Source organism: Leifsonia sp. 10N434, from assembly GCF_056394405.1.
In genome coordinates this window covers 932927-959367 of the sequence record NZ_JBFTHV010000001.1, presented here as the reverse complement: position 1 = coordinate 959367, position 26441 = coordinate 932927, and the positions used below count along the sequence as shown (strand labels likewise).

Below are 26441 nucleotides of genomic sequence, written 5' to 3'. Positions count from 1 at the left end.
CCGACACGGTCGGCGATCACGGGGAAACGCTGGTTCAGGTCGCTCATGCGCGCTCCTCATCGAAGGACGCCTCGTAACGCTGCGCCCATTCCTTCTGCTCGGCAATCAGCGGGTGCGGCTCGGCATAGACGTGGTCGAAGATCACGTCCATGGGCGGCGGGACCACCTCGAGCAGCCGGCGCCGGGCGTCGGCCGCGAGGTCGGCGGCCTCTTCGTCCACCGACGAGAAGAAGGAGTCGCCGACGCCGAGGTCGGAGAGGTACGTGCGGTAGCGCGCGATCGGGTCGCGGGCGATCCATGACTGCAGCTCGTCGTCGGTGCGGTACTTCGTGGGGTCGTCGGCGGTGGTGTGCGCGCCGACGCGGTAGGTCACGGCCTCGATGAGGGCAGGGCCTTCGCCTGCACGCGCCTCGTCGAGCCACTTCTTGGTCACGGCATAGCTCGCGAGCACGTCGTTGCCGTCGACGCGTGTGCCCGGGATGCCGAAGCCGCTCCCGCGCAGGTACAGCGGTGTGCGCGACTGGCGCTCGACGGGCACCGAGATGGCCCACTGGTTGTTCTGCAGGAAGAAGACCTGGGGCGTGCGGTAGCTCGCGGCGAAGACCAGGGCCTCGCTGACATCGCCCTGCGACGATGCGCCGTCACCGAAGTAGACGACCACCGCCTCATCCTTCTCCGGGTCGCCCGTTCCGGCCTTGCCGTCGAGCTGGATGCCCATCGCGTAGCCCGTGGAGTGCAGGCTCTGCGAGCCGAGCACCAGGGAGTAGAGGTGGAAGTTCCCGTTCTCTGCTGGGTTCCAGCCGCCGAGCGTGACGCCGCGGAGCATTCGCAGGATGTCGACGGGGTCGAGACCGCGGATCATGCCGACGACGTGCTCGCGGTACGAGGGGAAGATGTGGTCCTGGGGACGCGCCGCGTGGCCGGAGCCGACCTGGGCCGCCTCCTGGCCGTGGCTGGGCACCCAGAGGGCCAGCTGGCCCTGACGCTGCAGGTTCGCGGACTCGTGGTCGAACCGGCGCACCACGACCATGTCGCGGTAGAAGCGCCGATAGTCGTCTTCACCGAGACGCTCGAGATAGGGGAGGTATTCCGCGGCCTCGTCGGTCGGCTGGAACCGGCCATCAGCCGTCAGCAACTGGACGGTGTTCGCCGGGCGCGGGTTATCGTTCGTTGCAGCCACCGTACTAACCTAACCGCTTGGCCGGGTGCCCATTTGGTAGGTTCCGCACAAGATCGGCCGCGACCTGAAGGAGTTTCTCCACAGATTCCTGCTCCCCGACGCTGATCCGGATGCCCTCCGGTGCGAATGCGCGAACGGTCAGTCCGGCATCGAAGAAGGCGTCGTTCGCCCAGGCCGTCTCGTCGCCGGTCGCCAGCCAGATGAAGTTGCCCTGCGCCTGCGGAACGTTCCAGCCCTGCGCGATGAGCGCATCCCGGAGCTCGTCGCGACGCATCGCGACCCGCGCGACGCGCTCCATGAGCTCGTCCTCCGAGTCGATCGACGCGAGCGCGGCCACGCGGGCGGCGTCGATCACCGACAGCGGGATCGCGGCGGAGCGTGCCGCGTTGAGCACCGCCTCCTGACCGACGGCGTAGCCGATACGGAGCGCGGCGAGCCCGTAGGCCTTGGAGAAGGTGCGGAGCACGACCAGGTTGGGGTAGCGGCCGAGCAGCGGGATGCCGTCCACCGACCCGTCGTCGGTGACGAACTCGTAGTAGGCCTCGTCGAGGAGCACGAGCAGGTGCGGCGGCACCGCCGCCATGAACGTCTCGAACTCCGCGGCCGTGACGATCGGGCCGGTCGGGTTGTTGGGGGTGCAGACGATGACGACACGGGTGCGATCGGTGATCGCCGCCGCCATCGCGGCGAGATCGTGCGAGCCGTCGGCGCGGTTCGGAACCTGCACACTCGTCGCACCGGCGACGGTCACGAGACCCGGATACGCCTCGAACGAGCGCCACGCGTAGACGACCTCGTCCCCGGCTCCGGCGGCGGCGGAGATCAGCTGCGCCAGCAGGGAGACCGAGCCGTTGCCGAGGTGCACCTGTCCCACGCCGATGCCGTGGCGCTGGGCGAGCCGCTCACGCAGATCGAGACCGCCGGCGTTGGGATAGCGGTTGAGGTCGCCGAGAACGGCGCCCACCGCATCCACCACCGAGGGCAGCGGAGCGAAGGGGTTCTCGTTGCTGGACAGCTTGAAGCCGTCGGCCGGTGCCGCGCGTCCCTGCTTGTAGGCGGGTACGTCCACGATCTCCTGGCGCAGCTTCACGCCGGGGGCGTCTTCAGAGCTCACAGACCCAACTTACCCGCGGCCGCATTCCGCAGGGGGAATTCCTCGCACGCCCGATTGGCGGCGCAGGGGTACAGAATCCCGGTCACGCTGCCATCATGGTGCCATGCGATTCCTCCTGCGCCTCATCATCAACGCGTTCGCGCTCTGGCTGACGACGCTCATCGTCTCGGGCGTCACCGTCAAGCCGTACGACCCGGGAACCCTCCCGACCGTTCTCACGTACCTGCTGATCGCCCTGATCTTCGGTGTGGTGAACGCGATCGTCGGCACGGCCATCCGGATCGTCGCCTTCCCGCTGTACATCCTGACGCTCGGGCTCATCTCGTTCATCGTGAACGGTCTCCTCCTGCTGCTCGTCGCGTGGATCAGCAGCCTGATGGGCTTCGGCCTCTACATCTCGGGCTTCTGGTGGGGCGTGCTCGGCGCGCTGGTGCTCGGCCTGATCGCCTGGCTGCTCGGGCTCGTGCTGCGCCCGCTCACCCGCCGCGACTAGCCTCCGGCGCCGGCCGTGGTGCGGATGCGCGAGAATAGTCGCGTATCCCACCACGCAAGGAGCCTCATGACCGCCCTGCCTCCCCAGCCGCTGAGCCCCCTCGACGGCCGTTACCGCCAGGCGGTCCTCGGCCTCGGCGACCACCTCTCGGAGGCGGGCCTCAACCGGGCCCGTGTGCAGGTCGAGGTCGAGTGGCTGATCTTTCTGACCAGCCACCGGATGTTCGGCTCGTCGCCCCTCACCGAGGCGCAGGTCGAGTCGCTGCGCGCGCTGGCCGCTGATTTCGGGCAGCCCGAGATCGACCGCCTCGCCGAGCTGGAGGCCACCACCAAGCACGACGTGAAGGCCGTGGAGTACCTGGTTCGCGAGCGCCTGCACGCGCTCGGTCTCGACTCGATCGCGGAGCTCACGCACTTCGCCGCCACGAGCGAAGACATCAACAACCTTTCGTACGCCCTCACGGTGAGCGCCGCGATCAACGAGGTGTGGCTTCCGAAGCTCCGGTCGGTCATCGGCGAGCTGCGCGCCCAGGCGATCGAATACCGCGACGACGCGATGCTGGCCCGCACACACGGTCAGCCGGCGACGCCCACCACGATGGGCAAGGAGCTCGCGGTCTTCGCGTACCGCCTCGAGCGCGTCGCGGCTCAGGTCGACCGCACCGAGTACCTCGGCAAGTTCAGCGGGGCCACAGGAACGTTCGCCGCGCATGTGGTCGCCGATCCGGATGCGGACTGGCCCCGCATCTCGCGCGAGTTCGTCACCAGCCTCGGGCTCGAGTGGAACCCGCTCACCACGCAGATCGAGTCGCACGACTGGCAGGCCGAGCTCTACAACCGCGTCTCCCACGCCAACCGCATCCTGCACAACCTGGCCACGGACATCTGGACGTACATCTCGCTCGGCTACTTCCGTCAGACGCCGGAGCCCGGCGCCACCGGATCGTCGACGATGCCGCACAAGGTGAACCCCATCCGGTTCGAGAATGCCGAGGCGAACCTCGAACTCAGTTCGGCGGTGCTCGACTCGCTCGCCGCCACCCTCGTCACCAGCCGCCTGCAGCGCGACCTCACCGACTCCACCACGCAGCGCAACATCGGCGTCGGGCTCGGCCACTCGCTGCTCGCGCTCGACAACATCCAGCGCGGCCTCGGTCAGATCGCTCTCGACCGCGACCTGCTCGCCGCCGACCTCGACGCCAACTGGGAGGTGCTCGGCGAGGCGATCCAGACCCTGATCCGCGCGGAGGTCACCGCCGGCCGGTCGCAGATCACCGACCCGTACGCGCTGCTCAAGGAGCTCACCCGCGGCAAGCGTGTCGACCGTGATGGACTGGTTGAGTTCGTGGCCGGACTCGATCTCAGTCAGGCGGCCAAGCAGCGCCTGCTCGAGCTCACGCCGCAGACCTACACGGGCGTCGCGTCCGCCCTCGTCGACTACCTCTGAGCCCCGAGTCGCCGCCGCCATCGAGTCCAGGAGAAATCAGCCGTCGGGTCGCGATGACCCCGATTTCTCCCGGACTCGATTACGTCGGGCTTCGGGGTGAGAGGGCCGGGCTCAGTGGGGGGCCGGGCCGTCTTTCTTCTGCTCGGCGTTCTGCTCTTCGAGGTCGTGCACCTCGGCCGCGTTCGGCTTGAACGCGAGGGCGAACAGGGCCATCAGCACCAGCGAGAGGATGAAGGCGACGCCGAGCGCGATGCCGGCCAGAACGAATTCCCGGGTGGAGATGAGAACGATCAGGCCCACGAACACGCCGAGAGCGGCGGAGATGCCGAGCAGCTCGGTGGGCAGGAAACGGTCTCGACGGCTCGGCTGGGTGCTGGAAGTCACGCGGGGGTCTTTCTTGTCTCGCCTGCTCACGATCCGCTCCCAGCGCTCTCGGGGGCGGTGTCGTGACGCGCGGCGTTCTGAAGAGTGGCTCCGCCGATCGCCTGGAAGACGCCGACGACGACCGCCCAGGCGCCGAACAGGCCGATGGCCAGCACGACGTCGGACGGGATGAGGAGGAACACGATCGCGAGCACTGCTGTGAGCGATCCGGTCACCAGCCAGTCGCGTGCAGCCGGGTCTTTGGCGCGGTTACGCAGTCCGGCGTAGAGCTCGAGGAAGCCGGTGAGCGCTGCCCACACGCTGACCAGGAAGAGGTAGAGGCCCAGTCCGCTGGTCATGAGCGTGAGCGCGAGGATGCCCGAGAGCACCCCGATCGCGCCCTGCACCAGGAAGAGCGTGCGGGTGACGGGGTCTGTGACCGTGCGCAGACTCAGCAGCGCGACCGCGAACCCTTCGATCAGGGCGAACACGCCGAAGACGATCAGGCCGAACTCGGCCGTGTGGGCGTCGCGGGTGAAGGTGATCACCGCGGCCGCGATCAGAGCGACGACGGCCCTGACGACGGGGACGACCCAGTACCGTCTGGATTTCTGGGCAGGAACAGCGGGTGCCACGAGGCGACCTCTCTCATACGGGATTCCCTCCCAGTTTAGTAGCGCCATTGCTGCGCGTTTGCCGCGTGGAGGACCGCGCCATCACTATGCTCGGCCCTGTCGGCGACCGGCCGGCCGACCCACGAGGAGATTCGATGCGCATCGGATTCGGCATCGTCCGCGTCGTCATGGCCGTGCTCACCATCGTCGCCATCGTGGCCCAGTTCGTGCACAGCGCGAACTTCACCAGGGCCGACGGCGGCGATGTGGGGTTCTTCGCTGTCAACTTCTTCAGCTTCTTCACCATCGAGTCGAATGTCGGCTACGTCGTCGTGCTGCTCATCGGCGCGTGGTTCATGTTCACCCGGTCGGGCGCCGATCCGGAGTGGTTCAGCATCCTGCGCGCGGTGATCACGACCTACATGGTGACGACCGGGATCGTCTACAACCTGCTGCTGCGGAACATCCCGCTCCCGCAAGGGCGGACGCTCGAGTGGTCCAACGAGATCCTGCACGTGGTGGGACCGATCTACCTGCTGCTCGACTGGCTCTTCGCGCCAGGGCGCACGCAGCTGCGCACGAACGTGCTGTGGTGGATCGCGAGCTTCCCGATCGTCTGGGCGCTCTATACGCTCATCCGGGGCCCGCTCGCGATCGACAAGCTCACCGGAAGACCCTGGTACCCGTACCCGTTCATGAACCCGGCGACGTCGGCGAACGGCTACCTCTCGGTCTCGTTCTATGTGCTGCTCATCGCTGCGGTCATCCTGTGCGTCGGGTTCGTGATCCTGTGGATCTCGAGACGCTGGCCCGGGCGATCCGCGGTCGCTGCGGTCGAAACCGCCTGAGACCTCAGACCGGACGGACGGCGGGGGAGTCGGTCTTCGACCAGACGATGGTCGCGGTCACCGCTGACAGGGCGAGCAGGAACGCGCCGGTCGGCGTGATGGTGTCCGCGATGCGGTGCTGAGCGAAGAGGCCCGACACGATTCCCGCGAAGAGGCCGGCGATCGAGACGATGGCGTAGGCGTACGACACGACGCGCGTGACCCCGGTCGCCAGCAGGCCGCGTAGCAGCAGGGCCGCCGCGGCGATGAGCCAGGTCGCCGCCACAGGGAAGACCAGGGCGAACCCGAGCTGGTCGCGCAGGAGCAGCCCGGGCGCGAGATAGAGCGGCACCGTCGCGATGAGGAGCACGAGGCCGAGCCCGCAGAAAGTCAGCAGGCGTGAGCGGTCCGTGCGCATCCCCTGGATCGGCGCGATCAGCGACGGCCAGGTCAGCGCCCCCGCGAACGCCACCACGGCCAGCGCGACGGCGCCGACACCCTGGAGCAGAGCGAGAAGTGTGACGTCCATACCTCTATTCCACACCGCGCGGCCGGTGCTCGCGTCGTGCGCTCGGCCGACCCGCATCATCCTCGGGAGGTATTCTGCGGGCGGTGCCCGCATTGCATGTTCAGTGCTGCTCCTCGTCGCAAGACTTGAGAGGATGTTCCTGTCGGGCCATCGCGGTGGTACCGGAAGTGAACCCTGGGAGATCTCGCTGCGCGAGGCCCAGGGTTCTGCGCTTAAACGGTGACGATCGTCACACGTTGCCGGATCGGCCCGAGAAACGACCCCTCGCCGCTTCGACCGAAGTTGATTGCGCCGCACACCGTGTCCGGAATCCATAGCAACGGCTCAGCCGAGCCGCGCTGGTGGTGCATACGCAACGAGCTGTCGATGACCTTGCGGGCACGAAGCGTGTCCAACAGTTGACGATCCAGCCGGTCTTCCTTTCCGCAAGACTCCAGGACTGGTCCGGCTCTGATTCGTCCACGAACGCGGTGATCAGAGGACGACTTCCGCCACATTCCTTCATCGACCGAGCTCCCCATCGGCGGCGATCACGTCGTGAAGGTACGCCACCGCGAGCCGCTCCGCTTCGGATCGACGAGTGACAGCGCTGCTGAGCGACGCCATCCATTCGCGATAGAGCGCCGCGCACGCGAGCAGGGCCTGCGCTGCGGCCGCGCGGTCGTAGGCGCCGATGGTCGCCTGCAGCGCCCGCGCATCGTCGGGCGCGACCGCCTCGAGTCGACGGACGCCCCGTGGACGCTCCCCGGCGCGCAGGGCGGCCAGCGGGCCGAGGACGAGCGAACGCAGGTCGCTGAGCACGCTCAGCACCTCGAAGAGCTCCCCGCGTCCCAGCTTGGTGGCGCCGTAGTGCACCCAGACCCAGAATCGGTCCTCGAACCACTGAAAGTCGGTTGCGGCCACCTCGAGCGGATGCGCGGCCAGTTCACGCGCCAATGCATCCGTGCGGTCCGAGACGATCACGGGATCATCGATGCGCTGCGCGAAGTCCGAGATCCGCACGAACTTCAGGTCGACATGAACGACAGGCGGCCCGACCAGGCTCACGATCAGGCGCGGCTCCCCGACGTGTTCACCGGTGAATCCGATGACGAGCGGCGTCCAGGAACCGACGAGCTCGAGCCGTTGCGCCATGACCTCGTCGAAGGCCCCGTCGGCGACGGCGATGATCAGGTCGACATCCGAGTAGTCGTCTGCGTGCCCAGCGGCGATCGATCCGGCGACGGCGACGCCGACCACACGGTGATCCGCCTGGATGCGCGGCAGTGCGGCATCCAGGACGTCGCGCTGCAGGCGGGGCAATTCCATGTCGAGACGGCGCGGGGAGTCGCGGCCTAGATCGGCGCCATATCGGTGAACCGCGAGAAGTGGCCCTGGAAGGCCACGGTGACAGTTCGCGTGGGGCCGTTACGGTGCTTGGCCACGATCAGGTCGGCCTCGCCCGCGCGCGGGTTGTCCTTCTCGTAGGCGGACTCGCGGTGGAGCAGGATCACCATGTCGGCGTCCTGCTCGATCGATCCGGATTCACGGAGGTCGCTCAGCGCCGGCAGCTTGTCGGCGCGCTGCTCGGGGCCACGGTTCAGCTGCGAGAGGGCGATCACGGGCACCTGGAGCTCCTTGGCGAGCAGCTTGAGCGCTCGGGAGAACTCGCTGACCTCCTGCTGGCGGCTCTCGACGCGCTTGCCGCTCGTCATCAGCTGGAGGTAGTCGATGACGACCATCTTGAGGCCGACGCGCTGCTTGAGGCGACGGCACTTGGCCCGGATCTCGACGAGCGTCATGTTCGGGCTGTCATCGATGTAGAGCGGGGCGTCATTGATGCGACCGCGGGTGGCGGCGATCGTGGTCCAGTCGCGGCTCTCCACCTTGCCTTTACGCATGCTCTGGAGGGGCACCGATGCCTCGGCCGAGAGCAGACGCATCGCGATCTCGCTGCGACCCATCTCGAGGGAGAAGAAGATCGTGGGCATCTCGTGGTGGATGGACGCGGCCCGAGCGAAGTCGAGCGCGAGCGTCGACTTTCCGAGCGCCGGACGCGCGGCGACGATGATCATCTGGCCCGGGTGCAGGCCGTTCGTGAGCTCGTCGAGCTCGGCGAAGCCGGTCGGCACGCCGGTCATGGAACCGTCTTTGTGACTCGCGGCCTCGATCTCGTCGATCGCGACGGTCACCGCGTCGGTGAGCGGCACGTAGTCCTCGGTCTCCTGCGAACCGGTGACCGAGTAGATCTCGGCCTGCGCGTTGTTCACCAGATCGAGCACCTCGCCCTCGGCCTTGTAGCCCATCTGCGTGATGCGGGTGCCCGCCTCCACGAGACGTCGCAGAAGCGCCTTCTCGGCGACGATGTTCGCGTAGTAGCCGGCGTTGGCCGCGGTAGGCACGAGGCTGGTGAGCGTGTGGAGGTACTCCGCACCGCCGGCGCGGGAGAGCTCGCCGACCTTGGTCAGCTCGTCGGTGACCGTGATCACATCGGTCGGCTCGCCGTGCGAGTACAGCGACAGGATGGCGTCGTAGATGATCTCGTGCTTGGGGATGTAGAAGTCGCCACCGCGCACCACTTCGACGACGTCCGCGACGGCGTCCTTGCTGAGCAGCATCCCGCCGAGCGCGCTCTGTTCAGCCAGGAGGTCGTGCGGCGGCGTTCGCTCGTGAGTCCTGCCTTCGCCCGGTTCGCGTTGGTCAGCGAGACCCAGATGGGCGATCGACACGATGTCTCCTCTGTTGTTCGTTGCGTTGCGCGGGCGTGCGTATTCGGCGCTCGTTTCCAGTGAACGCCTGCACGCGACCCTGCGCGCGACGGCTCGCTGGCGAGACCGATACTCACTCCTGGATACTGCGACCCACCGACACGATGAGTGCGAAGCCGGGTTGCGCCGACCCCCGTGTGTCGACGTCGCTCCACCCTAGGGAGCGCGTGACGATCCTCACAACTCGGCCTGTGGATAACCCTGGGGACAAACTGCGCGAAACGCCGTAGCGCTTGTGCACAACCTGTGGGGAGAACTGTGGAAAGTCAAAGAATTTCGGCGGTTATAGATCCCCTGACCAGGGATTTATCCTTCCCCACCCTGTGTGTAGAAACTTGTTTAAAGGTTGTGTCGAACCTTGTCCCCCGTGAGGGTGTCCCTGTGTACAAACATGAGGATGAAGCTTGCGTCCGCGCGTTAAAAGGGTGTAGCGGCGGGCCGGAGCCCGCCGCTACGAATACTGCTCGAGTGCGCCTACTTGGCAGCGACCACCTGAAGGGTGATCGTCGCTGACAGATCGTCGCGGAGACGAACGGTCGCCTCGTGGTCGCCCACGACCTTGATCGCGTTGGGCAGCTCGATCTTGCGCTTGTCCAGCTCGCCGATACCGGCCGCCTTGACGGCGTCGGCAACGTCGGAGGTCTTCACCGAACCGAAGAGGCGGCCTTCGCGACCGGCCTTGACGGTGAGCTTGACCTTGGTGGCCTCGAGCTTCGCCTTGAGGTCCTGGGCCTGCTCGATGGTGGCGAGCTCACGGGCGGTGCGAGCCGCCTTGATCTGCTCGACCTGCTTCTCGCCGCCACGGCTCCACGCGATGGCGAAGCCCTGGGGGATGAGGAAGTTGCGTGCGTAGCCGTTCTTGACGTCGACGACGTCACCGGCCGAGCCGAGGCCGGAGACCTCGTGCGTCAGAATCAGTTTCGACATATCCGTGGCTCCTAACGGCCCGAGCCGGCGTAGGGCAGAAGCGCCATCTCGCGCGCGTTCTTGACGGCGCGGGCGATGAGGCGCTGCTCCTGCACGGAGACACCGGTGATGCGACGGGCGCGGATCTTGCCACGCTCCGAGATGAACTTACGCAGGGTAGCGACGTCTTTGTAGTCAATGACGCCGACGCGAATCGACTTCGCGGGTGCGGCGTTCTTGCCGTCCTTGCCCTTGCGGATCGGCTTGCGGCGGTCGCCGCTCGACTTTCCAGCCATGATTTCCTTTGCTTTCGTTGAAGTGTGTATCGCCGCAGGGAGTCACTCCCCGGGTGCACCCTTTAGAAGGGAGTCTCGTCGTTGTAGTTGCCCGGCGTGTTCCAGACGTCCGACCCGGAGGACGAAGCGTCGGACGGCGCTGAGGCAGCCCACGGCTCTTCGACGGCGCCGCCGGGTGCTCCACCCGGGCCGCGCGACGACTGTGCGCGAGTGATCGAAGCAGTGGCGTAGCGAAGCGACGGACCGATCTCGTCGATCTCGAGCTCGATGCTCGTGCGCTTCTCGCCCTCCTTCGTCTCGTAGGAGCGCTGCTTGAGGCGACCCTGGGCGATGACCCGGGAGCCCTTCGTCAGCGATCCGGCGACGTGCTCGGCGAATTCACGCCAGACGCTCGCACGCAGGAAGAGAGCCTCACCGTCCTTCCACTCGTTCGCCTGACGGTCGAACGTGCGGGGAGTGGACGCGATGGTGAAGTTGGCAACCGCGAGTCCGTTCTGCGTGTAACGCAGCTCCGGGTCGCTCGTGAGGTTGCCCACCACGGTGATGACGGTCTCGCCGGCCATCGGACTAGGCGCCGGCCTTTTCGGCGGCAGCAGCCTTGGCGGGAGCGGCAGCCTTGCGGGCGGCCTTCTCGTCGGCGAGCTTCGCGGCGGCGGCGACCTGAGCGATCGCCTCTTCTGCACGGAGGACCTTGGTGCGCATGACGGCCTCGCTGAGCTTCAGCTGGCGGTCGAGCTCCTTGGTGGCGTCGCCGTCCGAGGTCAGCTGAACGACGGCGTAGATGCCCTCGGTCTTCTTGTTGATCTCGTAGGCGAGGCGACGGCGGCCCCAGATGTCCACATTGTCGACGGTTCCACCGGCGTCGCGAACGACGTTGAGGAACTTGTCAAGGCTGGGAGCTACGGTGCGCTCGTCGATCTCTGGATCGAGGATGACCATCAACTCGTACTGATGCATGACTAACCCACCTCCTTTGGACTTAGCGGCTACAGACGGTCTGTAGCAGGAGGGTTCTACATCTGCTGCGCGGGCATAGATCTGCCCAGACAACCTACCTAGAGTAGCGGACTGCGGGCATCCGGCGCCAATCGGAGCGGGACGGGCTCAGGATGCCGAGCGCTCCGACCACCATGCGAGCAGCCGGCGGGTGGCCTCCTCCTCGCCGAGCGGCCCGTGGTCGAGGCGCAGCTCGAGCAGGTACCGCATTGCGTCACCCACCTCCCGGCTCGGCCGCAGGCCCAGGATGCGCATGACCTGCTCGCCGTCGAGGTCGGGGCGCACGGCATCCAGTTCCTCTTTCTCCTGCAGCTCCCGGATGCGCGCCTCGAGGTCGTCGTAGGCGAATCCCAGCCGGTCGGCCTTGCGGCGATTGCGGGTCGTCACATCGGCGCGGGTGAGCATGTGCAGACGTTCGAGCTGCGGCCCGGCATCCCGTACATAGCGGCGCACGGCGGAGTCGGTCCAGTGCCCTTCGGTGTACCCGAAGAACCGAAGATGCAGCTCGATCAGGCGCGCGACCGCGTCGATGGTCGCCTTGTCGAAGCGCAGAGCGGTGAGCCGTCGCTTGGCGAGCTTCGCCCCGACCACGTCGTGGTGGTAGAAGCTGACCACTCCTCCCGGCTCGAGGCGGCGCGTGGCCGGCTTGCCGATGTCGTGCAGGATGGCCGCGAGCCGCAGCACGAGATCGGGCTCCGAGCCCGGATGGCGTTCCTTCTCGTAGCCGATGGCCTGATCGAGCACGGTGAGGCTGTGCTGGTAGACGTCCTTGTGGTGGTGGTGCTCGTCCATCTCGAGGCGGAGCGCAGGGATCTCGGGGATGACCCGATCGGCGAGACCGGTCTCGACCAGCAGTTCGATGCCGTCGCGCGGACGGTCGGTGACGAGGAGCTTGCTGATCTCGTCACGCACCCGCTCGGCGCTCACGATCTCGATGCGGTCGGCCATGTCCGTCATCGCACGCCGGGTGTCCTCGTCGACCGTGAATCCGAGCTGCGAGGTGAAGCGAGCGGCGCGCATCATCCGCAGCGGGTCGTCGCCGAACGAGATCTCCGGGCTGCTCGGGGTGGTGATCGTGCGGCTCAGCAGGTGCTCGACGCCCCCGGACGGGTCGACCAGCTTCACCTCCGGCACCCGCAGCGCGAGCGCGTTCACGGTGAAGTCGCGGCGCAGCAGGTCGTCTTCGAGGCTGTTGCCGAACTCCACGTCCGGTTTGCGTGTCTCGCCGTCGTAGCTGTCGGTGCGGTAGGTCGTGATCTCGACCGTGTCGTCGCCGAAGCGGGCACCGATCGTGCCGAAGTCACGGCCGATGTCCCAGACCGCGTCGGCGATGGGCCCGACGATCGACAGGATGCGGTCGGGGCGCGCATCCGTCGTGAAGTCGAGGTCGTGCACGGCGCGGCCGAGCAGGGCGTCTCTGACAGGGCCGCCGACGAGCGCCAGCTCGTGTCCGGCGTCGGCGAAAGCCGTGGAGACCTGGGTGACCGTCGCGGAGCGCGCGAGGTCGCCGAGGCGTTCGAGGGATTCGGCGACGCTCTGCATGGTGCCCCAGTTTACGGGCGTGCTCGCCGCGGTCTCTCAGGGCCCGCACTCTAGAATCGTCGACATGGAGGCCGAAACGGGATCGTGCGTCGACGCATGAGCGTACCCGGCCTCACCCGACTGCGGGGTGTGCGGGGCCTCGCTGCGCTCATCGGCGCCACCGTCGCCCTTGCCCTCGCTCCCGCTGCTGTCGCCGGCGCAGCCGCGCCGCCTGCCGCTCACGCCGCTGCGGCGTCATCCGCCCGCGCCGCCGCTGCCGCCGCATCTTCGCCGATCACCGCGTCGGTGACGACCATCGACGGGGGAGTGCTCGGCAAGGGCAAGAACCTCGTCGCCTCCGTCAGCGTCAGCAACACCTCGGAGACCGCGTACCCGGCGGGCACGGTCGATCTCTGGGTCGACCCGGACCCGCTCGCCACCCGCTCGAGCCTCTCGTCCTGGCTCGCCGCCACGGACGCGCCCGACGGGACGAGCACGATCGGCCACGCCGCCGTCGGCGCTCTGGAGCCGGGGACGAGCACGGTCGTCACCGTGACGGTCCCCGCGGCGAACGTGCCGTTCGCGGCGAGCACGACACAGGCGGTGTACGGGATCGGTACGACCGTCACCCTCCCGTCGGCCACCACCGCGATCGCCCGCGGCAGCGTCGCGTGGAACCCGGGAGGCGCAGCGACCAAGTCGTCGATCGGCGTCGTGCTCCCCATCATCAGCCCCTCGACCGGCGGGGGACTCATCTCCGCCGACGACCTCACGACCTACACGGCCGCCAACGGCGTGCTCACACGCGATCTCGACGGCGTGGCCAAGCACTCGACGGTCGCGATCGGCATCGACCCGATGATCATCGCGTCCATCCGGGTGCTCGGCAACGCGGCGCCGGCGACCGCGAGCGACTGGCTCGCACGGCTCGCCGCCTTGCCGAACGACGTGTTCTCGCTCGGCTTCGGAGACGCCGACCTCGTCGGGCAGATCCAGAGCGGCATCCGCACCCCACTGACGCCGACCTCGCTGTCCTACGCGCTGGATCCGAAGAACTTCACGCCGTCGCCGACACCGGTGGGCGAGGCGCCGGTCACGGAGACCCCGGCGCCGACCGGCGGCACCACGGAGACGCCGACCCCGACGCCCACCCCCACCGCGGGAGCCGGGCCGGTCCTCCCGACGCTGGACGAGCTGCTTTCGTGGACATATACGATGCAGGGCATCGCGTGGCCGGGGGATGCGACCGTGGTCAAGTCCGATCTGCCCGCGCTGGTCACGGCAGGGCTCACCACCACCATCGTCTCCGGATCGAACACGAACGCACCGGGGATGCAGAGCACCCCGAACGCCGTGCTCCCCTTCACCGGCGGCAAACTGGCGGTCTCCGACTCCGGACTCTCCGATGCCATCCGCGATGCCGCGTCGGCACCGAGCGACGTGGCCTGGAACAGTGCGATGTCGAAGGTCAACGCCCAGCTCCTGCTGACCAGCCAGGAGAGCGCGGACTCCAAGAACCTGCTGGTGGCGTTCGACCGCGCGTGGCCGTCGAGCGGCACGCAGCTCGACCGCACGCTCGACGCGCTGCTCGGGTCCGCCTGGTCGGCCCCCGCGACGCTTCCGTCGACCCTCGCTGCGCCCTCGACCAGCGGCCTGAGCCTCTCCGACAAGCCGGAGGGCCCCGCACGGATCGCCTCGATCAAGAACCTGGCTGAAGACGAGAAGGCGATCGGCGGCTTCTCCACGGTGCTCGACGACCCGACGACCATGACCGGCCGCACCCGGGCAGAGCTCCTCACTCTTCTCGCCGTCTCCTGGCAGGATCCCCGCAACGACTGGGCTGCAGCGGTCGTCGCAAGCCGGAAGGCGACCTCGGCGACTCTCGATTCGATCACGATCCTGCCGACCGAGAACGTCAATCTCGTGAGCGCTCAGGGCTCGATCCCGTTCACGGTGAGCAATGAACTCAAGGGCGAGGCCGTCAACATCGTGCTGAGCGCCTCGCCGTCGAACAGCCGGCTCGAGATCGACGAGGACGCGACCAAGCACATCCTGCCCGAGTCCCGCGCCACTGTGCTGGTTCCGGTCAAGGCCAAGCTCGGCAACGGTCAGGTGGTGCTCTCGCTGCGGCTGTTCAGCCCGACCGGTGTGGAGATCGGCTCGCCGAGCTTCGTGACGGTGGACGTGCACGCCGACTGGGAGGGCATCGGAGCGCTGATCTTCGGAATCCTCCTGGTGCTGCTCTTCGGCTTCGGCATCGTGCGCAACATCCTGCGACGCCGCAAGCGCGGCAGCGACGACGACGAGGCGACGGGCGCGGGGGCAGGGGCGGGGGCCGATCCGGATAGCGCACCGGATGCCGGACTACCCGCCGCGCCGGATGCCTCACCGCACTCCTCGGCGGAGAAGGACTCCGAGCGTGGCTAGCGTCGGTCGCGCGAGCGCGATGCTCGCGTCGGGCACGTTCGTCTCGCGCATCCTCGGCTTCGTCAAGGCCTGGCTGCTGCTGCAGGCCATCGGCGCCGTCGCGTTCGCCTCCAACCCGTACGCGACGTCGACCATCGTCCCGAACAGCATCTACGCGCTCATCGCGCAGGGCATCCTCAATGCCGTCCTGGTGCCGCAGATCGTGCGGGCGTCGTCGAACTCCGACGGCGGCAAGGCCTACATCAACAAGCTCGTCACCGTCGGCATCGTCGTGTTCGCCGGCGTCGCGCTGATCGCCACGCTGCTCTCGCCGGTGCTGATGCAGCTCTTCGGTCTCCGTGGCGATGGCGCCGCGATCGCCACGGCGTTCGCCTACTGGTCGCTGCCGCAGATCTTCTTCCTCGGCCTCTACACGCTGCTGGGGGAGGTGCTCAACGCCCGCAAGTCGTTCGGGCCTTTCACTTGGGCGCCGGTGGTCAACAACGTCATCGGCATCACGATGCTGGTCATCTTCATCGCCGTCTTCGGGTCGGACCCCGACAGCCTGCGCGGCGCGCACGCGTGGAACCCCGCGATGGTGGCGCTGCTGGCCGGCGGCGCGACGCTCGGCGTCGCCGTGCAGGCGTTCATCCTGTTCTTCTTCTGGAAGCGGATCGGACTCCGCTTCCGCTTCGACTTCGCCTGGCGCGGCGTGAACCTCGGTCACGCCGGACGCGCGGCCGCCTGGACCTTCGGCATGCTCATCGCGACCCAGATCGCCGGCCTCGTCGAGACGAACGTGGCGAACTCGGTCGGCAAGGGATTCGCCGGTCCGGCGATCATGAACAGCGCCTGGCTGATCTTCATGCTCCCGCACGGCATCATCGCCGTTTCGATCGTCACCGCCTACTACACCCGGATGGCGGAGCATGCGCATCGCGGAGACACGGTGTCGTTCCGCTCGGACTTCTCGAACGGCGCCCGCTCCATCCTGCTGCTCATCGTGTTCTCGGCCGCCGCCCTCATCGTGGTCGCGTTCCCGTTGGCGAGCGTCTTCACTCCGACCTACCAGGACTACGGGTTCGTGCTCATCGCCTATCTGGTGGGCCTCGTGCCGTTCTCGATCGTGTTCATGGCGCAACGCGCCTTCTACTCGCTGGGCGACACCCGCACACCCTTCTACTTCACCGTCGCGCAGGTGGTCCTGATCATCGCCGGTGTGCTTCTCTGCCTCACCGTCGACCGGTCGTTCCGCGCCGCTGCTATCGCGCTCGTCGTGTCGATCGCCGGCACCGTGCAGGCGATCATCGCGATCTGGCTGCTCCGCCGGCGCATCGGGGGAGTGGACGGCAGGCGCATCCTGCGCGGCCTGTGGCGGTTCGTCGTCGCGGCGGTCGCGGCGATGATCGCCGGAGCCGGCTTCCTCGTGCTGCTCGGCGGGGTGCGGGAGGGGTCCTTCTCGGTGTCGTCGTTCTTCGGCGCGCTGGTGTCGATCGCGGTCGTGGGCGTCGTGATGCTCATCGTCTACGTGGGCTTCCTCGCCCTGCTGCGCTCGCGCGACCTGGAGGCCGGGCTGGTGCCGCTTGTGAACCGGCTCAGCCGCCGATCCTGAACCCGCTTCTCGCGGGGCTGTGACCCGGATCGGTGCGGATTCTGAACCGTTCGGCCGCCCGCTCCGAACACACAGGTGACACGGAATAGCATCCGCCTAGGATGTGTTCTACACGTCAGCGATTCCAATCGGGACCGCTACAGATAGTGCAAGGAGCTCCGCTGTGCGGCAGATCATCATCATCGGTTCCGGCCCCGCTGGGTACACGGCTGCGGTCTACGCTGCCCGTGCCAATCTGAATCCGCTGCTGATCGCCTCGTCGGTCGAGGCGGGCGGCGAGCTGATGAACACCACCGAGGTCGAGAACTTCCCCGGCTTCCCGGATGGCATCCTCGGCCCCGACCTGATGTTCAAGATGCAGGCGCAGGCCGAGAAGTTCGGCACGGAGGTCGTGCTCGACGACGTCGTGTCCGTCGACCTGTCGGGCGACGTGAAGACCGTCACGCTCGGATCCGGTGCCGTGCACCAGGCCCTCGCGGTCATCTTCGCCACCGGCTCGGCCTATCGCAAGCTGGGACTCGACGACGAAGAGCGCCTGTCGGGCCACGGCGTCTCCTGGTGCGCCACCTGCGACGGCTTCTTCTTCCGCGAGCGCACGATCGCCGTCGTCGGCGGCGGTGACTCGGCGATGGAGGAGGCCAACTTCCTCACCCGCTTCGCCGACAAGGTGTACGTCATCCACCGCAAGGACAGCCTCCGCGCCTCCAAGATCATGCAGGACCGCGCGTTCGCCAACGAGAAGATCGAGTTCGTCTGGAACTCCGAGGTCGTGGCGATCAACGGCGACCAGACCGTGAAGAGCGTCACCCTGCGCGACACCGTGAACGGTGAGAAGAGCGACCTGGAACTCCAGGGCCTGTTCATCGCGATCGGCAACGACCCGCGGGTGCACCTCGTGCACGGTCAGCTCGACCTCACTCCGGAGGGCACCATCGCGGTCGCCGGCCGGAGCTCGAAGACGAAGGTCGCCGGTGTGTTCGCAGCCGGTGACGTGATCGACCCGACCTATCGTCAGGCGGTCACTGCGGCAGCATCCGGAACCGTTGCGGCTCTGGATGCCGAGCACTACCTCGCGACCCTCCCAAAAGACCTGCTGGCCCAAGCCGTTCCGGCTGAGGCGAGCGATCTCGAACTCACAACAACCGCATAAGGAGAACTACACAATGTCTGCAGCACGTTCGGTCACGGACGCTTCTTTCGAGAGCGACGTCCTCAACAGCGAGAAGACCATCCTGGTCGACTTCTGGGCAGAGTGGTGCGGCCCGTGTCGCGCCGTCGGACCCATCCTCGACCAGATCGCGTCCGAGCACTCCGACAAGATCGAGATCGTCAAGCTGAACGTCGACGAGAACCCGCAGACCGCTGCGAAGTACCAGATCACCTCCATCCCCGCGATGAAGGTGTACCAGGGTGGCGAGGTCGTCAAGACCGTCATCGGCGCCAAGCCGAAGCCCGCCCTCGAAGCCGACCTGGCCGCCTACCTCGCGTAGCCGACCAGTCCTTCACAGACCCGTCCGGCACACGCCGGGCGGGTCTTTTTTTTGTACCTCCCGCTGTACCGCGCACCATCCGCACTGCGTTACCTCGCACCACCCGCACCAAAAGTGTCACCGGCACCACGTCCCGACCCGATTTCGGGTCGGGACTCCACCCAAATAGCATTGGCAAACGGCGTTAGAAACGGAAGAGACGTGACTGATCAGGGCAGCCCGCGTTCACGCGGCAACAATCTGGACCCGTGGTACAACCACTACGCGCAGCGTACGAGCGGCCTGGCCGCCAGTGAGGTCCGAGCCCTGTTCGCCGTCGCCAGCCGCCCTGAGGTGGTCTCTCTGGCCGGCGGCATGCCGTTCGTCTCCGCCCTCCCCGAAGATCTGGTGGTCGGGGCGATGGATCGCGTGATGCGCGAGCAGGGTCCGGTCGCGCTCCAGTACGGCTCGGGGCAGGGCGTTCCTGCACTTCGCGAGCAGATCCTCGACGTGATGGCTCTCGAAGGCATCAGCGGGAGCGCCGACGACGTCGTCGTGACGACGGGCTCCCAGCACGCTCTCGAGCTGTTCAGCAAGCTCTTCCTCGACCCGGGCGACGTGGTGCTGGCCGAGGGCCCGAGCTACGTGACCGCCATGGTGATCTTCAAGTCGTACCAGGCCGAGGTCGACCACGTTCCGATGGACGAGAACGGGATGATCCCCGAAGCGTTGCGCGAGCACATCGCCCGCCTCAAGGCCGATGGCCGGCGAGTGAAGTTCTTGTACACCGTGCCGACGTTCCACAACCCCGCCGGAGTGACGCTGTCGTGGGAGCGCCGGCTCGAGATCCTCGAGATCGCGCGGCAGAACGACATCCTGGTACTCGAGGACAACCCGTACGGGCTGCTGTATTTCGGCGAGAAGCCCCCAGCCGCGATGCGCTCCGTCGAGCGCGAGGGTGTGGTCTATCTGGGCACCTTCTCGAAGACGCTCGCCCCGGGCTTCCGCGTCGGCTGGGCGCTGGCTCCGCACGCCATCCGCGAGAAGCTCATCCTCGCGAACGAGGCCGCGGTGCTCAGCCCGAGCTCGTTCAGCCAGCTCGTCGTCTCGCAGTACCTGAGCGACGCCGACTGGAAGGCGCAGATCGACACCTTCCGCGGGGTGTACCGGGAGCGCAAGGAGACGATGATCTCCGCGCTGCAGGAGCACCTCCCCGATCTGAGCTGGACGGATCCGAACGGCGGGTTCTACGTCTGGCTCACCCTGCCGCCGCACCTGGACTCCAAGGCAATGCTCCCGCGCGCGGTCACGGAGCTCGTGGCATACACGCCCGGCACCGCCTTCTACGCCGACGGCTCCGGACGCCACAACATGCGGCTCTCGTTCTGCTACCCGACACCGGAGAGCATCCGGGTGGGAATCCGGCGCCTCGCGACCGTCATCAACGGCGAGACCGATCTGCTCGAGACATTCGCCGGCACGGGACTGCTCTCGTCCGTGCGAGCGGACCGCACGAGCAACAACCTCCCGACCGACCTCCGCTAGTCGCAACGAGTTAGGAAACTACCTGATCATGGCCGATATTTCCGCTCTCGATATCGTGGTGCTCGCCGGCGGGATCTCGCACGAGCGCGACATCTCACTGCGTTCTGGCCGTCGCGTGGCCGACGGTCTCAACTCCCTCGGCCACACGGTGTCCTTCCGGGATCCGGATGCGTCGTTGCTGGGTTATCTGGCCGAGAACCGACCCGACGTGATCTGGCCGGCCCTCCACGGTGCGAGCGGCGAGGACGGCGCTCTGCGGGCACTGCTCGAGCAGACCGGCATCCCGTTCGTCGGCTCGCGCACCGACGCCGCTCGCCTGGCCTGGTCCAAGCCGACAGCGAAGACACTCGTTGCCCGGGCCGGGGGCGCGACACCTGCGTCGGTGACCCTGCCGAAGGAGACGTTCCGGGAGCTCGGCGCCAGCAGCGTTCTGGCGACGGTTCTCGCCGGGCTCGGTCTTCCCCTCGTCGTGAAGCCGGCCCAGGGTGGTTCTGCGCAGGGCGTGACGATCGTGACGACAGAGGACGAGTTGCCGCGAGCGATGGTGGACGCGTACACGTATGCAGACGTCGCGCTCATCGAGCGCAAAGTCGAGGGCGTCGAGGTCTCGGTCGCCGTGATCGACACGGGCGATGGTCCGGAGGCGCTGCCGGCCGTCGAGATCGAGCCTGTGGAAGGGGCATACACCTTCAACGCCCGGTACAACGCGGGGGAGACCCGGTTCTACGTGCCGGCGCGGCTGGACGATTCCGTGGCTGCGACCGTGGCCGAGGCAGCGACGACCGCTCACATTGCCCTCGGGCTGCGGCACCTGTCGCGCATCGACCTGATCGTCGACGCGGATGGCGTGCCGTGGTTTCTGGAGGCGAACGTGCTTCCCGGCCTGACCGAGACCTCGATCATGCCGCAGGCGATCGCCGCCTCCGGGCGGGACCTCGGTGACGTGTACGCGGCGCTCGCACGCGCAGCGATCGAGGACTCCGCGACGGGGCTGTAGGGACGACTGCCGCGGCCGCCGGCCTGGAGCGGCGCTCTGCATCGTGTTTCACGTGAAACGAGATGGCGTGCGGGAGCCCCACTCGTATCGCAGGTCAGCGTTTCACGTGAAACCGGGAGAGTCAGCTGTAGCTCGGCTGGCCGATCTCATCGAGGATGCGGTTGAGGTCCTGAATGGTGGCGAAATCCACCACGATCTGGCCTTTTCGTGCACCGAGCGAAATCTTGACGCGCGTATTGAGCCGATCACCGAGCCTTTCGGCGATTTCGTCGAGGTGCCCACGATGCTTGCCGGCCGTGACCTTCGTGCGGGCGGGCTTGGGCTCTTTGCTCGCGACCGCCTCAGCAGCGCGTACCGAGAGATCCTCGTTGACGATCTTGTCGGCAAGCCGCGTCATCGCAGCATCATCGGCACCGACGGAGAGGATGGCACGGGCGTGCCCGGCACTCAACACACCCGCCGCGACGCGGGACTGAACGCCCGAAGGCAGTTTCAGCAGACGCAGGGTGTTGGTGATCTGCGGGCGTGACCGACCGATGCGGTTTCCGAGCTCTTCCTGTGTGATCCCGAAGTCGGCGAGCAGCTGCTGGTACGCGGACGCCTCTTCGAGCGGGTTCAGCTGCGAGCGGTGCAGGTTCTCGAGCAGAGCATCACGCAGCATGTCCTCATCGGCGGTGTCCTTGATGACGGCCGGGATCGTCGGGAGCCCGAGCTGCTTGGTCGCGCGCAGCCGGCGCTCGCCCATGATCAGCTCGTACTTGTCCTTCTGACCGGCGATCGGGCGCACGACCACCGGCTGCAGAACACCGACTTCGCGGATGCTGACGACAAGCTCGTCGAGCGCCTCGCGGTCGAACTCGGTGCGCGGCTGCGCAGCGTTGGGAACGATGTCATCGGGGGAGAGGTTCGCGAGGCGAGCCCCCGGCACAGCGACGAGCTCCTCGGCCTGCGCCGAGGAGTCGGGGAAGAAGACATCGACGGGTCGTGCCGACGAATCGGTGGTGGGGATGAGTGCGCCGATCCCGCGGCCCAGTCCTGTGCGCTTCGCTGCCATTAGCGGGGTACTCCTCTTCGTGCGATCTCCGCAGCCGCCTCCAGGTAGGAGAGGGACCCGGACGAGTTCGTGTCGTAGCTGATGACGCTCTGCCCATAGCTCGGCGCTTCTGAGATACGCACCGAGCGCGGGATGATCGTGTTGAGCACTTCCTTGGGGAAGTGGGCTCGTACGTCCTCTGCCACCTGATGGGCGAGGTTGGTGCGCGAGTCGTACATCGTGAGCAAAATGGTCGAAACCCGGAGCTTCGGGTTCAGGTGCTTTTCGATGAGCTGGATGTTCTTGAGCAGCTGACTCAGCCCCTCCAGCGCGTAATACTCGCATTGGATCGGGATCAAGACTTCGGTCGCCGCCACGAAAGCATTGATCGTCAGAAGTCCGAGGGACGGGGGGCAGTCGATGAGCACGTAGTCGAAGTCGTATTCATCGAGGAACGTCGCGAGCGATCTGGAGAGTCGCTGCTCACGGGCGACCATGGAGACGAGCTCGATCTCGGCGCCGGCGAGGTCGATGGTCGCGGGGATCACGAACAGTCCGTCGAACTCGGGGCTCTTCTGAATGACCTCTTCGAGTTCCTTGTCGTTGACGATGACGTCGTAGACGCTGGGTGTGCCTTCCCGGTGCTCCACACTGAGCGCGGTCGACGCGTTGCCCTGTGGATCCAGGTCGATTACGAGCACTCGGGCGCCCGATTTCGCCAGCGCGGCGGACAGGTTGACGACAGTCGTCGTCTTGCCGACCCCACCCTTCTGGTTGGAAATCGTGAATATCCGAGTCCGCGAGGGGAGGGGGAGTGTTTCCGCGGCGATTGCCTGTCGGCGACGTGTCAGATCCTGAATTTCGCGCGCGAGCGGCGTCGATCCATCGAACTCCTTTGAGGTCACATCGACCTGGGCGTCCTGATCAGGATGTTTCACGTGAAACCTTGTCGCTCGATATGGTGTCCAACACCGCGTTCAGCAGTTGGGGCAGTCGTCGGGGAACAGTCGCGCCAGGGCAGCGGACCACCCGATCAACTCTAGCTTGAATGAAAGTCTGACTCGTCCGGTCCTCCTGACTGTGGATGAAACTCCGTGTTCCGCACCCGTGGAGGAAACTTCGTCCTAAATCCGCCCAGGGGCCCGCGTTTCACGTGAAACATTGCCGGCACGGCCACACCCGTACATTCAGAGAGCGGTAAGGACCAACGCCTGCGAATCGGGGGCGCAAGGTGAGTACAGGGAGGTCCCATCCAGCCCGCGCACGATGCGGCGTTCGTGGCCATAGCACCGCTGGGTGGGGTGAGCTCCCCAGCCGACGGGGCCGACAGTGCGTCTGTGCATGCGCAGCACCGCATCGCAAACACAATGGACGCGGAATTCAAAGCAGCCGCGGTCGCACAGCGGTAGCAGCTGCCCAAGGCGCTCCTGACGCTTCGTAGTCGGGGCCGACCGGGGCGCTAGCTACTACCCAAGGGCACTACCGGCGCTCCACAGCCGGGGGCCGACCGGGCAGCAGTAACAACTACTGACGCTCCACAGCCGGACGCCGACCGGGCAGCAGTAACAACTGCCCAAAGACACTCCCAACGCTTCGCAGTCGGACGCCGACCCGGGGGGCGCGACAACTCCTGCCGACGTCCGCCCGCGCAGCATCGCTGATGCCAGCACGCGAGAACCGTGCGGTCATGGCCACTCGCCGGACAATCTCTGACTCGACACACCTGGGTACGGCGAGGCTCAGCGTCCTACAGCCGGCCTTCGCGCGCCGGAAACGGCGGACTCGTGTGAGGAGCGTCACCCTCCTGCTGGCGGCGGCGGCGATGACCTTCGGGAGAGCCCGCCGCGCGCGCGTGGAGCTGCGAACTTCTGTGGGGGAGAGCGCACACCTGGGCCGAGCACGGAGCTAGAACCCGCGAGTCGCCTGAATCGCGAGTCGCGTCCTCCCCACGTCCGCCGCGGCCGCGACTCGCATGAGGAGGGGTGCCGCGCGCCATCCGTGAAGCCACGCCAAGTCGAGTAGTGGTGTCGAGGATTGGCCTGGTGTCAGGGCGGTCCGATCTTGACCAGCTGCAACGCTCACGCCATGCGCCGGCCGACGCCCAGTCCGTGTCGCCGAACTCGGTCTGGCGATCGGCAACCCCGTGTTGTGGCGCGAGCCTGCCGCGCCCGCCCCACGCGCTTGTACGACCGCGCTCGCCCTGTCGGGTAGAGGACCCTACGTCCAACACCGGTCGGTCGACGAAGTGTTTCACGTGAAACATGCCGCCTAAGATCTAGCGACGGACCCCGTGCGAGGCGCATTCAATCTCGTCCGCGACCGACAAGCACGAACACGCCTCCAGGCTGCGCAACGACGATCTGCGCCGTCCCGCGCACAGGCCCACCGGTGCCGGGGGAGGGGTGATGCCTCTTGGTTGCGCTCCGGCAGATCACGCTTGAACCCAAACCAAACCAGTACCGCTAGGTGGCAGGCATAGGCAGCCGTTGCCAGCCATGTCCATTAATGGCCGAACGCGAGGAAAGAAATCGAGACTGGGTCACCAGACCCAACCTCACCGTGAAGGACTCGGGCGGTCAGAAGGCACGCGCCTGCCCGTCAGTCGTCATCTTCCCGCTGCCTGCGAGTACCAACCGACCACAACACGGGGCCGACGAGGAACGGGGCCGGCGAGCGAATGGCGAAACCGTCGAACACATCCGTCGAGAACGGATCACCGGGCACCCGCGCCACCCACCGAACAACTGCCAGGAACGAGTGGCGGCCAGCTACCTCGCTCAGCGAGCCCCGCTGGCAGATGATTGGACCCCAGACGCCGCGTACCCAGCCTCCGTCACGTCGGCATCAGTCTCGCCTCCGCGTCCCATGAGGGCGGATAGTCCGCGTCTCCTGCTATGGCCATCAAGCAACGACTCACCAGGCTGATTGAGATGTGAGCTCAACGCCCCCCTGGCGTCGAATGTTTCACGTGAAACGTCGGCTGGAATGATCGGCGGGAGCCGCGTGACTTACAGGGAGCGAGTGGCCGAGGAGCCAGTCAGACGCGCAACGCTCCGCTTGTCCGCGGCAGAAGCCGATCGCAAAACACGGGTGCCTTCCCGACGCTATAGCGGCTCCAGTCTGGAAGGCGCACGCTCGACCAGCTCTCCGTGCAAAGCCCTGTGCCTGGTCGTCCGCGAGTGCAGATTCTCTCGAACCAGACAGCGGCGGGACTCAGTGAGCGTCTCGCGATCGAGTGAACGGGAGCACGTCCGCTGAAGTGAGCTCGGGCCAGGCGAGTGGGGGAGTGCATCCGAACGGCGACAGCTCGACGACGGGTTGACCCAGGCCACCTAGCGTCCGATCGGAACACGTTCGATCGACCACGCGACTCTCTCGCTCGAGGGTGCCGAATCCTTATCCTTGAGGCGAATGGATCGACCACCCCGATGCAGACCTGGTTCATGAGCGATCGCGTCCGATCGCCGATCAGCCAAGAAACGGACAGCAGACTCGACCCGGTTAGGACCGCTGGCCCATCGCCGAATAGTGGCGATCGCAAAAAAAACGCCACAAATCGCCGCGAAAACGGCCACCGAGCCATTGCCCAAACGGCCGGAGAATGGCTCTGACAGCAGCGAAGAGGGGTGCTTCCGCGCGCTCAGAGCGATTCTGCGGGTCCCATCGACCCTCCGCGCCGACCGAAAACTAGCGGACGCCGGCCCGAATCACGCGGGTGACGTCGTCGAGAACACCCTCGCCGAGGGTGAGAACCTCGACGTCGTGCAGTCTGAACTTGCGGATCTCCTTCGCGGCGGCATCCACCTCGGCAGGAGCGCCGGCACCCTTCATGAGGATCAGCTCGCCGCCATCCCGAACCAGGGGAGCGGTCAACGGGATCAGCTTGCGGAACGCACTCACTGCGCGCGCCGTCACCTGATCGAGAGGGGCATCAAGTCGGGCCTCCTCCGCCCGGGCGCGAACGACCTCGACGTTGTCGAGTCCAAGCTCCTCGACCTGCTCGGACAGCCAGGCAACACGTCGCTCCATCGGCTCGATCAACACGAGTGTCACATCCGGGCGGGCGATGGCAAGCACCAAGCCGGGAAGGCCGGCGCCACTACCGACATCCCCGGTTCTGCCGGGGCGCAGCAATGGCGCGACGATCGCACAGTTCAGGACGTGGCGTGACCAGAGACGGGGGAGCTCGAGGGGTCCGATGAGACCACGCTCCTCACCCTGCTCAGCAAGGTTTCTCGTGAAGCGTCGCGCGAGATCGATTCGCTCGCCGAAAAGTTCGGTCGCCGTCGAGGGCTCGGTCTCGAGGAGTTCCGTCGTCACGTTGTGTGCCGGCCTTTAGCGTTTCAC

The 26441-nt window shown here is 66.8% G+C and carries 25 protein-coding genes; 9 read left to right on the top strand and 16 right to left on the bottom strand.

Going from position 1 to position 26441, the window contains the following annotated elements; genetic code table 11:
• Positions 1-43: 43 nt before the first annotated feature.
• Entirely contained in the window at positions 44-1180 is a 1137-nt protein-coding gene (locus tag AC1DB1_RS04610; protein WP_477199937.1) for a thiamine pyrophosphate-dependent dehydrogenase E1 component subunit alpha, read from the bottom strand.
• 4 nt (positions 1181-1184) lie between these two features.
• Positions 1185-2294: a histidinol-phosphate transaminase gene (locus tag AC1DB1_RS04605; RefSeq protein WP_271177659.1), complete on the bottom strand. Its 1110-nt coding sequence runs from the start codon at positions 2292-2294 to the stop codon at positions 1185-1187.
• 103 nt (positions 2295-2397) lie between these two features.
• On the opposite strand from AC1DB1_RS04605, the gene AC1DB1_RS04600 reads away from it, so the two are divergent.
• Together AC1DB1_RS04600 and purB are read left to right on the top strand one after the other, a co-directional pair.
• A complete protein-coding gene (locus AC1DB1_RS04600) occupies positions 2398-2787 on the top strand; it encodes a phage holin family protein (protein ID WP_271177660.1) in 390 nt (129 codons plus the stop codon).
• A 66-nt stretch (positions 2788-2853) separates the two neighbouring features.
• Positions 2854-4233, top strand: coding sequence for an adenylosuccinate lyase (gene purB / locus AC1DB1_RS04595; protein ID WP_477199936.1), 1380 nt, complete (start codon positions 2854-2856; stop codon positions 4231-4233).
• A gap of 111 nt (positions 4234-4344) precedes the next feature.
• Here the strand turns inward: purB and AC1DB1_RS04590 are convergent, their stop codons facing one another.
• Both AC1DB1_RS04590 and AC1DB1_RS04585 read right to left on the bottom strand, forming a co-directional pair.
• A complete protein-coding gene (locus AC1DB1_RS04590) occupies positions 4345-4617 on the bottom strand; it encodes a hypothetical protein (protein ID WP_271177662.1) in 273 nt (90 codons plus the stop codon).
• A 26-nt stretch (positions 4618-4643) separates the two neighbouring features.
• On the bottom strand, positions 4644-5231 hold the full coding sequence (locus tag AC1DB1_RS04585) for a DUF308 domain-containing protein (protein ID WP_271177663.1): 588 nt from the start codon (positions 5229-5231) through the stop codon (positions 4644-4646).
• A gap of 134 nt (positions 5232-5365) precedes the next feature.
• On the opposite strand from AC1DB1_RS04585, the gene AC1DB1_RS04580 reads away from it, so the two are divergent.
• Positions 5366-6058, top strand: coding sequence for a Pr6Pr family membrane protein (locus AC1DB1_RS04580; RefSeq protein WP_271177664.1), 693 nt, complete (start codon positions 5366-5368; stop codon positions 6056-6058).
• A 4-nt stretch (positions 6059-6062) separates the two neighbouring features.
• Here AC1DB1_RS04580 and AC1DB1_RS04575 read toward each other — a convergent pair whose 3' ends face one another.
• From AC1DB1_RS04575 to AC1DB1_RS04535, 9 genes are all read right to left on the bottom strand, one after another.
• Entirely contained in the window at positions 6063-6566 is a 504-nt protein-coding gene (locus AC1DB1_RS04575; protein WP_271177665.1) for a hypothetical protein, read from the bottom strand.
• Between the two features lie 212 nt (positions 6567-6778).
• Positions 6779-6961 (bottom strand): hypothetical protein, encoded by a 183-nt coding sequence (locus AC1DB1_RS04570; protein ID WP_477199935.1) that lies wholly within the window; start codon positions 6959-6961, stop codon positions 6779-6781.
• Positions 6962-7067: 106 nt separating this feature from the next.
• Positions 7068-7874, bottom strand: coding sequence for a hypothetical protein (locus AC1DB1_RS04565; protein ID WP_477199934.1), 807 nt, complete (start codon positions 7872-7874; stop codon positions 7068-7070).
• A gap of 26 nt (positions 7875-7900) precedes the next feature.
• Positions 7901-9274 (bottom strand): replicative DNA helicase, encoded by a 1374-nt coding sequence (dnaB, locus tag AC1DB1_RS04560; RefSeq protein WP_271176504.1) that lies wholly within the window; start codon positions 9272-9274, stop codon positions 7901-7903.
• A gap of 513 nt (positions 9275-9787) precedes the next feature.
• Positions 9788-10240 (bottom strand): 50S ribosomal protein L9, encoded by a 453-nt coding sequence (gene rplI, locus AC1DB1_RS04555; protein WP_271176505.1) that lies wholly within the window; start codon positions 10238-10240, stop codon positions 9788-9790.
• An 11-nt stretch (positions 10241-10251) separates the two neighbouring features.
• Positions 10252-10515 (bottom strand): 30S ribosomal protein S18, encoded by a 264-nt coding sequence (gene rpsR, locus AC1DB1_RS04550; RefSeq protein WP_055897232.1) that lies wholly within the window; start codon positions 10513-10515, stop codon positions 10252-10254.
• Positions 10516-10577: 62 nt separating this feature from the next.
• On the bottom strand, positions 10578-11078 hold the full coding sequence (locus tag AC1DB1_RS04545) for a single-stranded DNA-binding protein (RefSeq protein ID WP_271176506.1): 501 nt from the start codon (positions 11076-11078) through the stop codon (positions 10578-10580).
• Between the two features lie 4 nt (positions 11079-11082).
• On the bottom strand, positions 11083-11472 hold the full coding sequence (rpsF, locus tag AC1DB1_RS04540) for a 30S ribosomal protein S6 (protein ID WP_271176507.1): 390 nt from the start codon (positions 11470-11472) through the stop codon (positions 11083-11085).
• 147 nt (positions 11473-11619) lie between these two features.
• The gene (locus AC1DB1_RS04535) at positions 11620-13053 is read right to left on the bottom strand and encodes a CCA tRNA nucleotidyltransferase (RefSeq protein WP_477199933.1); all 1434 of its coding nucleotides are present in this window, start codon (positions 13051-13053) and stop codon (positions 11620-11622) included.
• Positions 13054-13149: 96 nt separating this feature from the next.
• Between AC1DB1_RS04535 and AC1DB1_RS04530 the strand changes: the two genes are divergently transcribed.
• The 6 genes from AC1DB1_RS04530 (at position 13150) to AC1DB1_RS04505 (ending at position 21061) form a co-directional block, all read left to right on the top strand.
• Complete coding sequence (locus AC1DB1_RS04530; RefSeq protein ID WP_477199932.1) at positions 13150-15459, top strand: DUF6049 family protein; 2310 nt, start codon at positions 13150-13152, stop codon at positions 15457-15459.
• Complete coding sequence (murJ, locus tag AC1DB1_RS04525; protein ID WP_477199931.1) at positions 15452-17050, top strand: murein biosynthesis integral membrane protein MurJ; 1599 nt, start codon at positions 15452-15454, stop codon at positions 17048-17050. The genes AC1DB1_RS04530 and murJ overlap by 8 nt, the downstream gene beginning before the upstream one ends.
• Before the next feature lie 163 nt (positions 17051-17213).
• Positions 17214-18200, top strand: coding sequence for a thioredoxin-disulfide reductase (trxB, locus tag AC1DB1_RS04520; protein ID WP_477199930.1), 987 nt, complete (start codon positions 17214-17216; stop codon positions 18198-18200).
• Positions 18201-18213: 13 nt separating this feature from the next.
• The gene (gene trxA / locus AC1DB1_RS04515) at positions 18214-18540 is read left to right on the top strand and encodes a thioredoxin (protein ID WP_271176512.1); all 327 of its coding nucleotides are present in this window, start codon (positions 18214-18216) and stop codon (positions 18538-18540) included.
• A 201-nt stretch (positions 18541-18741) separates the two neighbouring features.
• Positions 18742-20064 carry an aminotransferase-like domain-containing protein gene (locus tag AC1DB1_RS04510; RefSeq protein WP_271176513.1) on the top strand — a complete coding sequence of 441 codons (1323 nt, stop codon included), beginning with the start codon at positions 18742-18744 and terminating at the stop codon, positions 20062-20064.
• Between the two features lie 28 nt (positions 20065-20092).
• Positions 20093-21061 (top strand): D-alanine--D-alanine ligase family protein, encoded by a 969-nt coding sequence (locus AC1DB1_RS04505; protein ID WP_477199929.1) that lies wholly within the window; start codon positions 20093-20095, stop codon positions 21059-21061.
• 121 nt (positions 21062-21182) lie between these two features.
• On the opposite strand, the gene AC1DB1_RS04500 is transcribed toward AC1DB1_RS04505, so the two are convergent.
• From AC1DB1_RS04500 to rsmG, 3 genes are all read right to left on the bottom strand, one after another.
• Positions 21183-22115 (bottom strand): ParB/RepB/Spo0J family partition protein, encoded by a 933-nt coding sequence (locus AC1DB1_RS04500; protein ID WP_477199928.1) that lies wholly within the window; start codon positions 22113-22115, stop codon positions 21183-21185.
• Positions 22115-23032: a ParA family protein gene (locus AC1DB1_RS04495; RefSeq protein WP_271176516.1), complete on the bottom strand. Its 918-nt coding sequence runs from the start codon at positions 23030-23032 to the stop codon at positions 22115-22117. Before AC1DB1_RS04495 ends, AC1DB1_RS04500 begins: the two co-directional genes overlap by 1 nt.
• A 2749-nt stretch (positions 23033-25781) precedes the next feature.
• A complete protein-coding gene (gene rsmG / locus AC1DB1_RS04490) occupies positions 25782-26414 on the bottom strand; it encodes a 16S rRNA (guanine(527)-N(7))-methyltransferase RsmG (RefSeq protein WP_271176517.1) in 633 nt (210 codons plus the stop codon).
• Positions 26415-26441: the final 27 nt, after the last annotated feature.

Bases quoted from the DNA above. Each gene is read 5' to 3' on its own strand.
- AC1DB1_RS04600 (WP_271177660.1), top strand. From the start codon at position 2,398: ATGCGATTCCTCCTGCGCCTCATCATCAACGCGTTCGCGCTCTGGCTG.
- purB (WP_477199936.1), top strand. From the start codon at position 2,854: ATGACCGCCCTGCCTCCCCAGCCGCTGAGCCCCCTCGACGGCCGTTAC.
- AC1DB1_RS04580 (WP_271177664.1), top strand. From the start codon at position 5,366: ATGCGCATCGGATTCGGCATCGTCCGCGTCGTCATGGCCGTGCTCACC.
- AC1DB1_RS04575 (WP_271177665.1), bottom strand. From the start codon at position 6,566: ATGGACGTCACACTTCTCGCTCTGCTCCAGGGTGTCGGCGCCGTCGCG.
- AC1DB1_RS04565 (WP_477199934.1), bottom strand. From the start codon at position 7,874: ATGGAATTGCCCCGCCTGCAGCGCGACGTCCTGGATGCCGCACTGCCG.
- rplI (WP_271176505.1), bottom strand. From the start codon at position 10,240: ATGTCGAAACTGATTCTGACGCACGAGGTCTCCGGCCTCGGCTCGGCC.
- rpsR (WP_055897232.1), bottom strand. From the start codon at position 10,515: ATGGCTGGAAAGTCGAGCGGCGACCGCCGCAAGCCGATCCGCAAGGGC.
- AC1DB1_RS04545 (WP_271176506.1), bottom strand. From the start codon at position 11,078: ATGGCCGGCGAGACCGTCATCACCGTGGTGGGCAACCTCACGAGCGAC.
- rpsF (WP_271176507.1), bottom strand. From the start codon at position 11,472: ATGCATCAGTACGAGTTGATGGTCATCCTCGATCCAGAGATCGACGAG.
- AC1DB1_RS04535 (WP_477199933.1), bottom strand. From the start codon at position 13,053: ATGCAGAGCGTCGCCGAATCCCTCGAACGCCTCGGCGACCTCGCGCGC.
- AC1DB1_RS04530 (WP_477199932.1), top strand. From the start codon at position 13,150: ATGAGCGTACCCGGCCTCACCCGACTGCGGGGTGTGCGGGGCCTCGCT.
- trxA (WP_271176512.1), top strand. From the start codon at position 18,214: ATGTCTGCAGCACGTTCGGTCACGGACGCTTCTTTCGAGAGCGACGTC.
- AC1DB1_RS04505 (WP_477199929.1), top strand. From the start codon at position 20,093: ATGGCCGATATTTCCGCTCTCGATATCGTGGTGCTCGCCGGCGGGATC.
- AC1DB1_RS04500 (WP_477199928.1), bottom strand. From the start codon at position 22,115: ATGGCAGCGAAGCGCACAGGACTGGGCCGCGGGATCGGCGCACTCATC.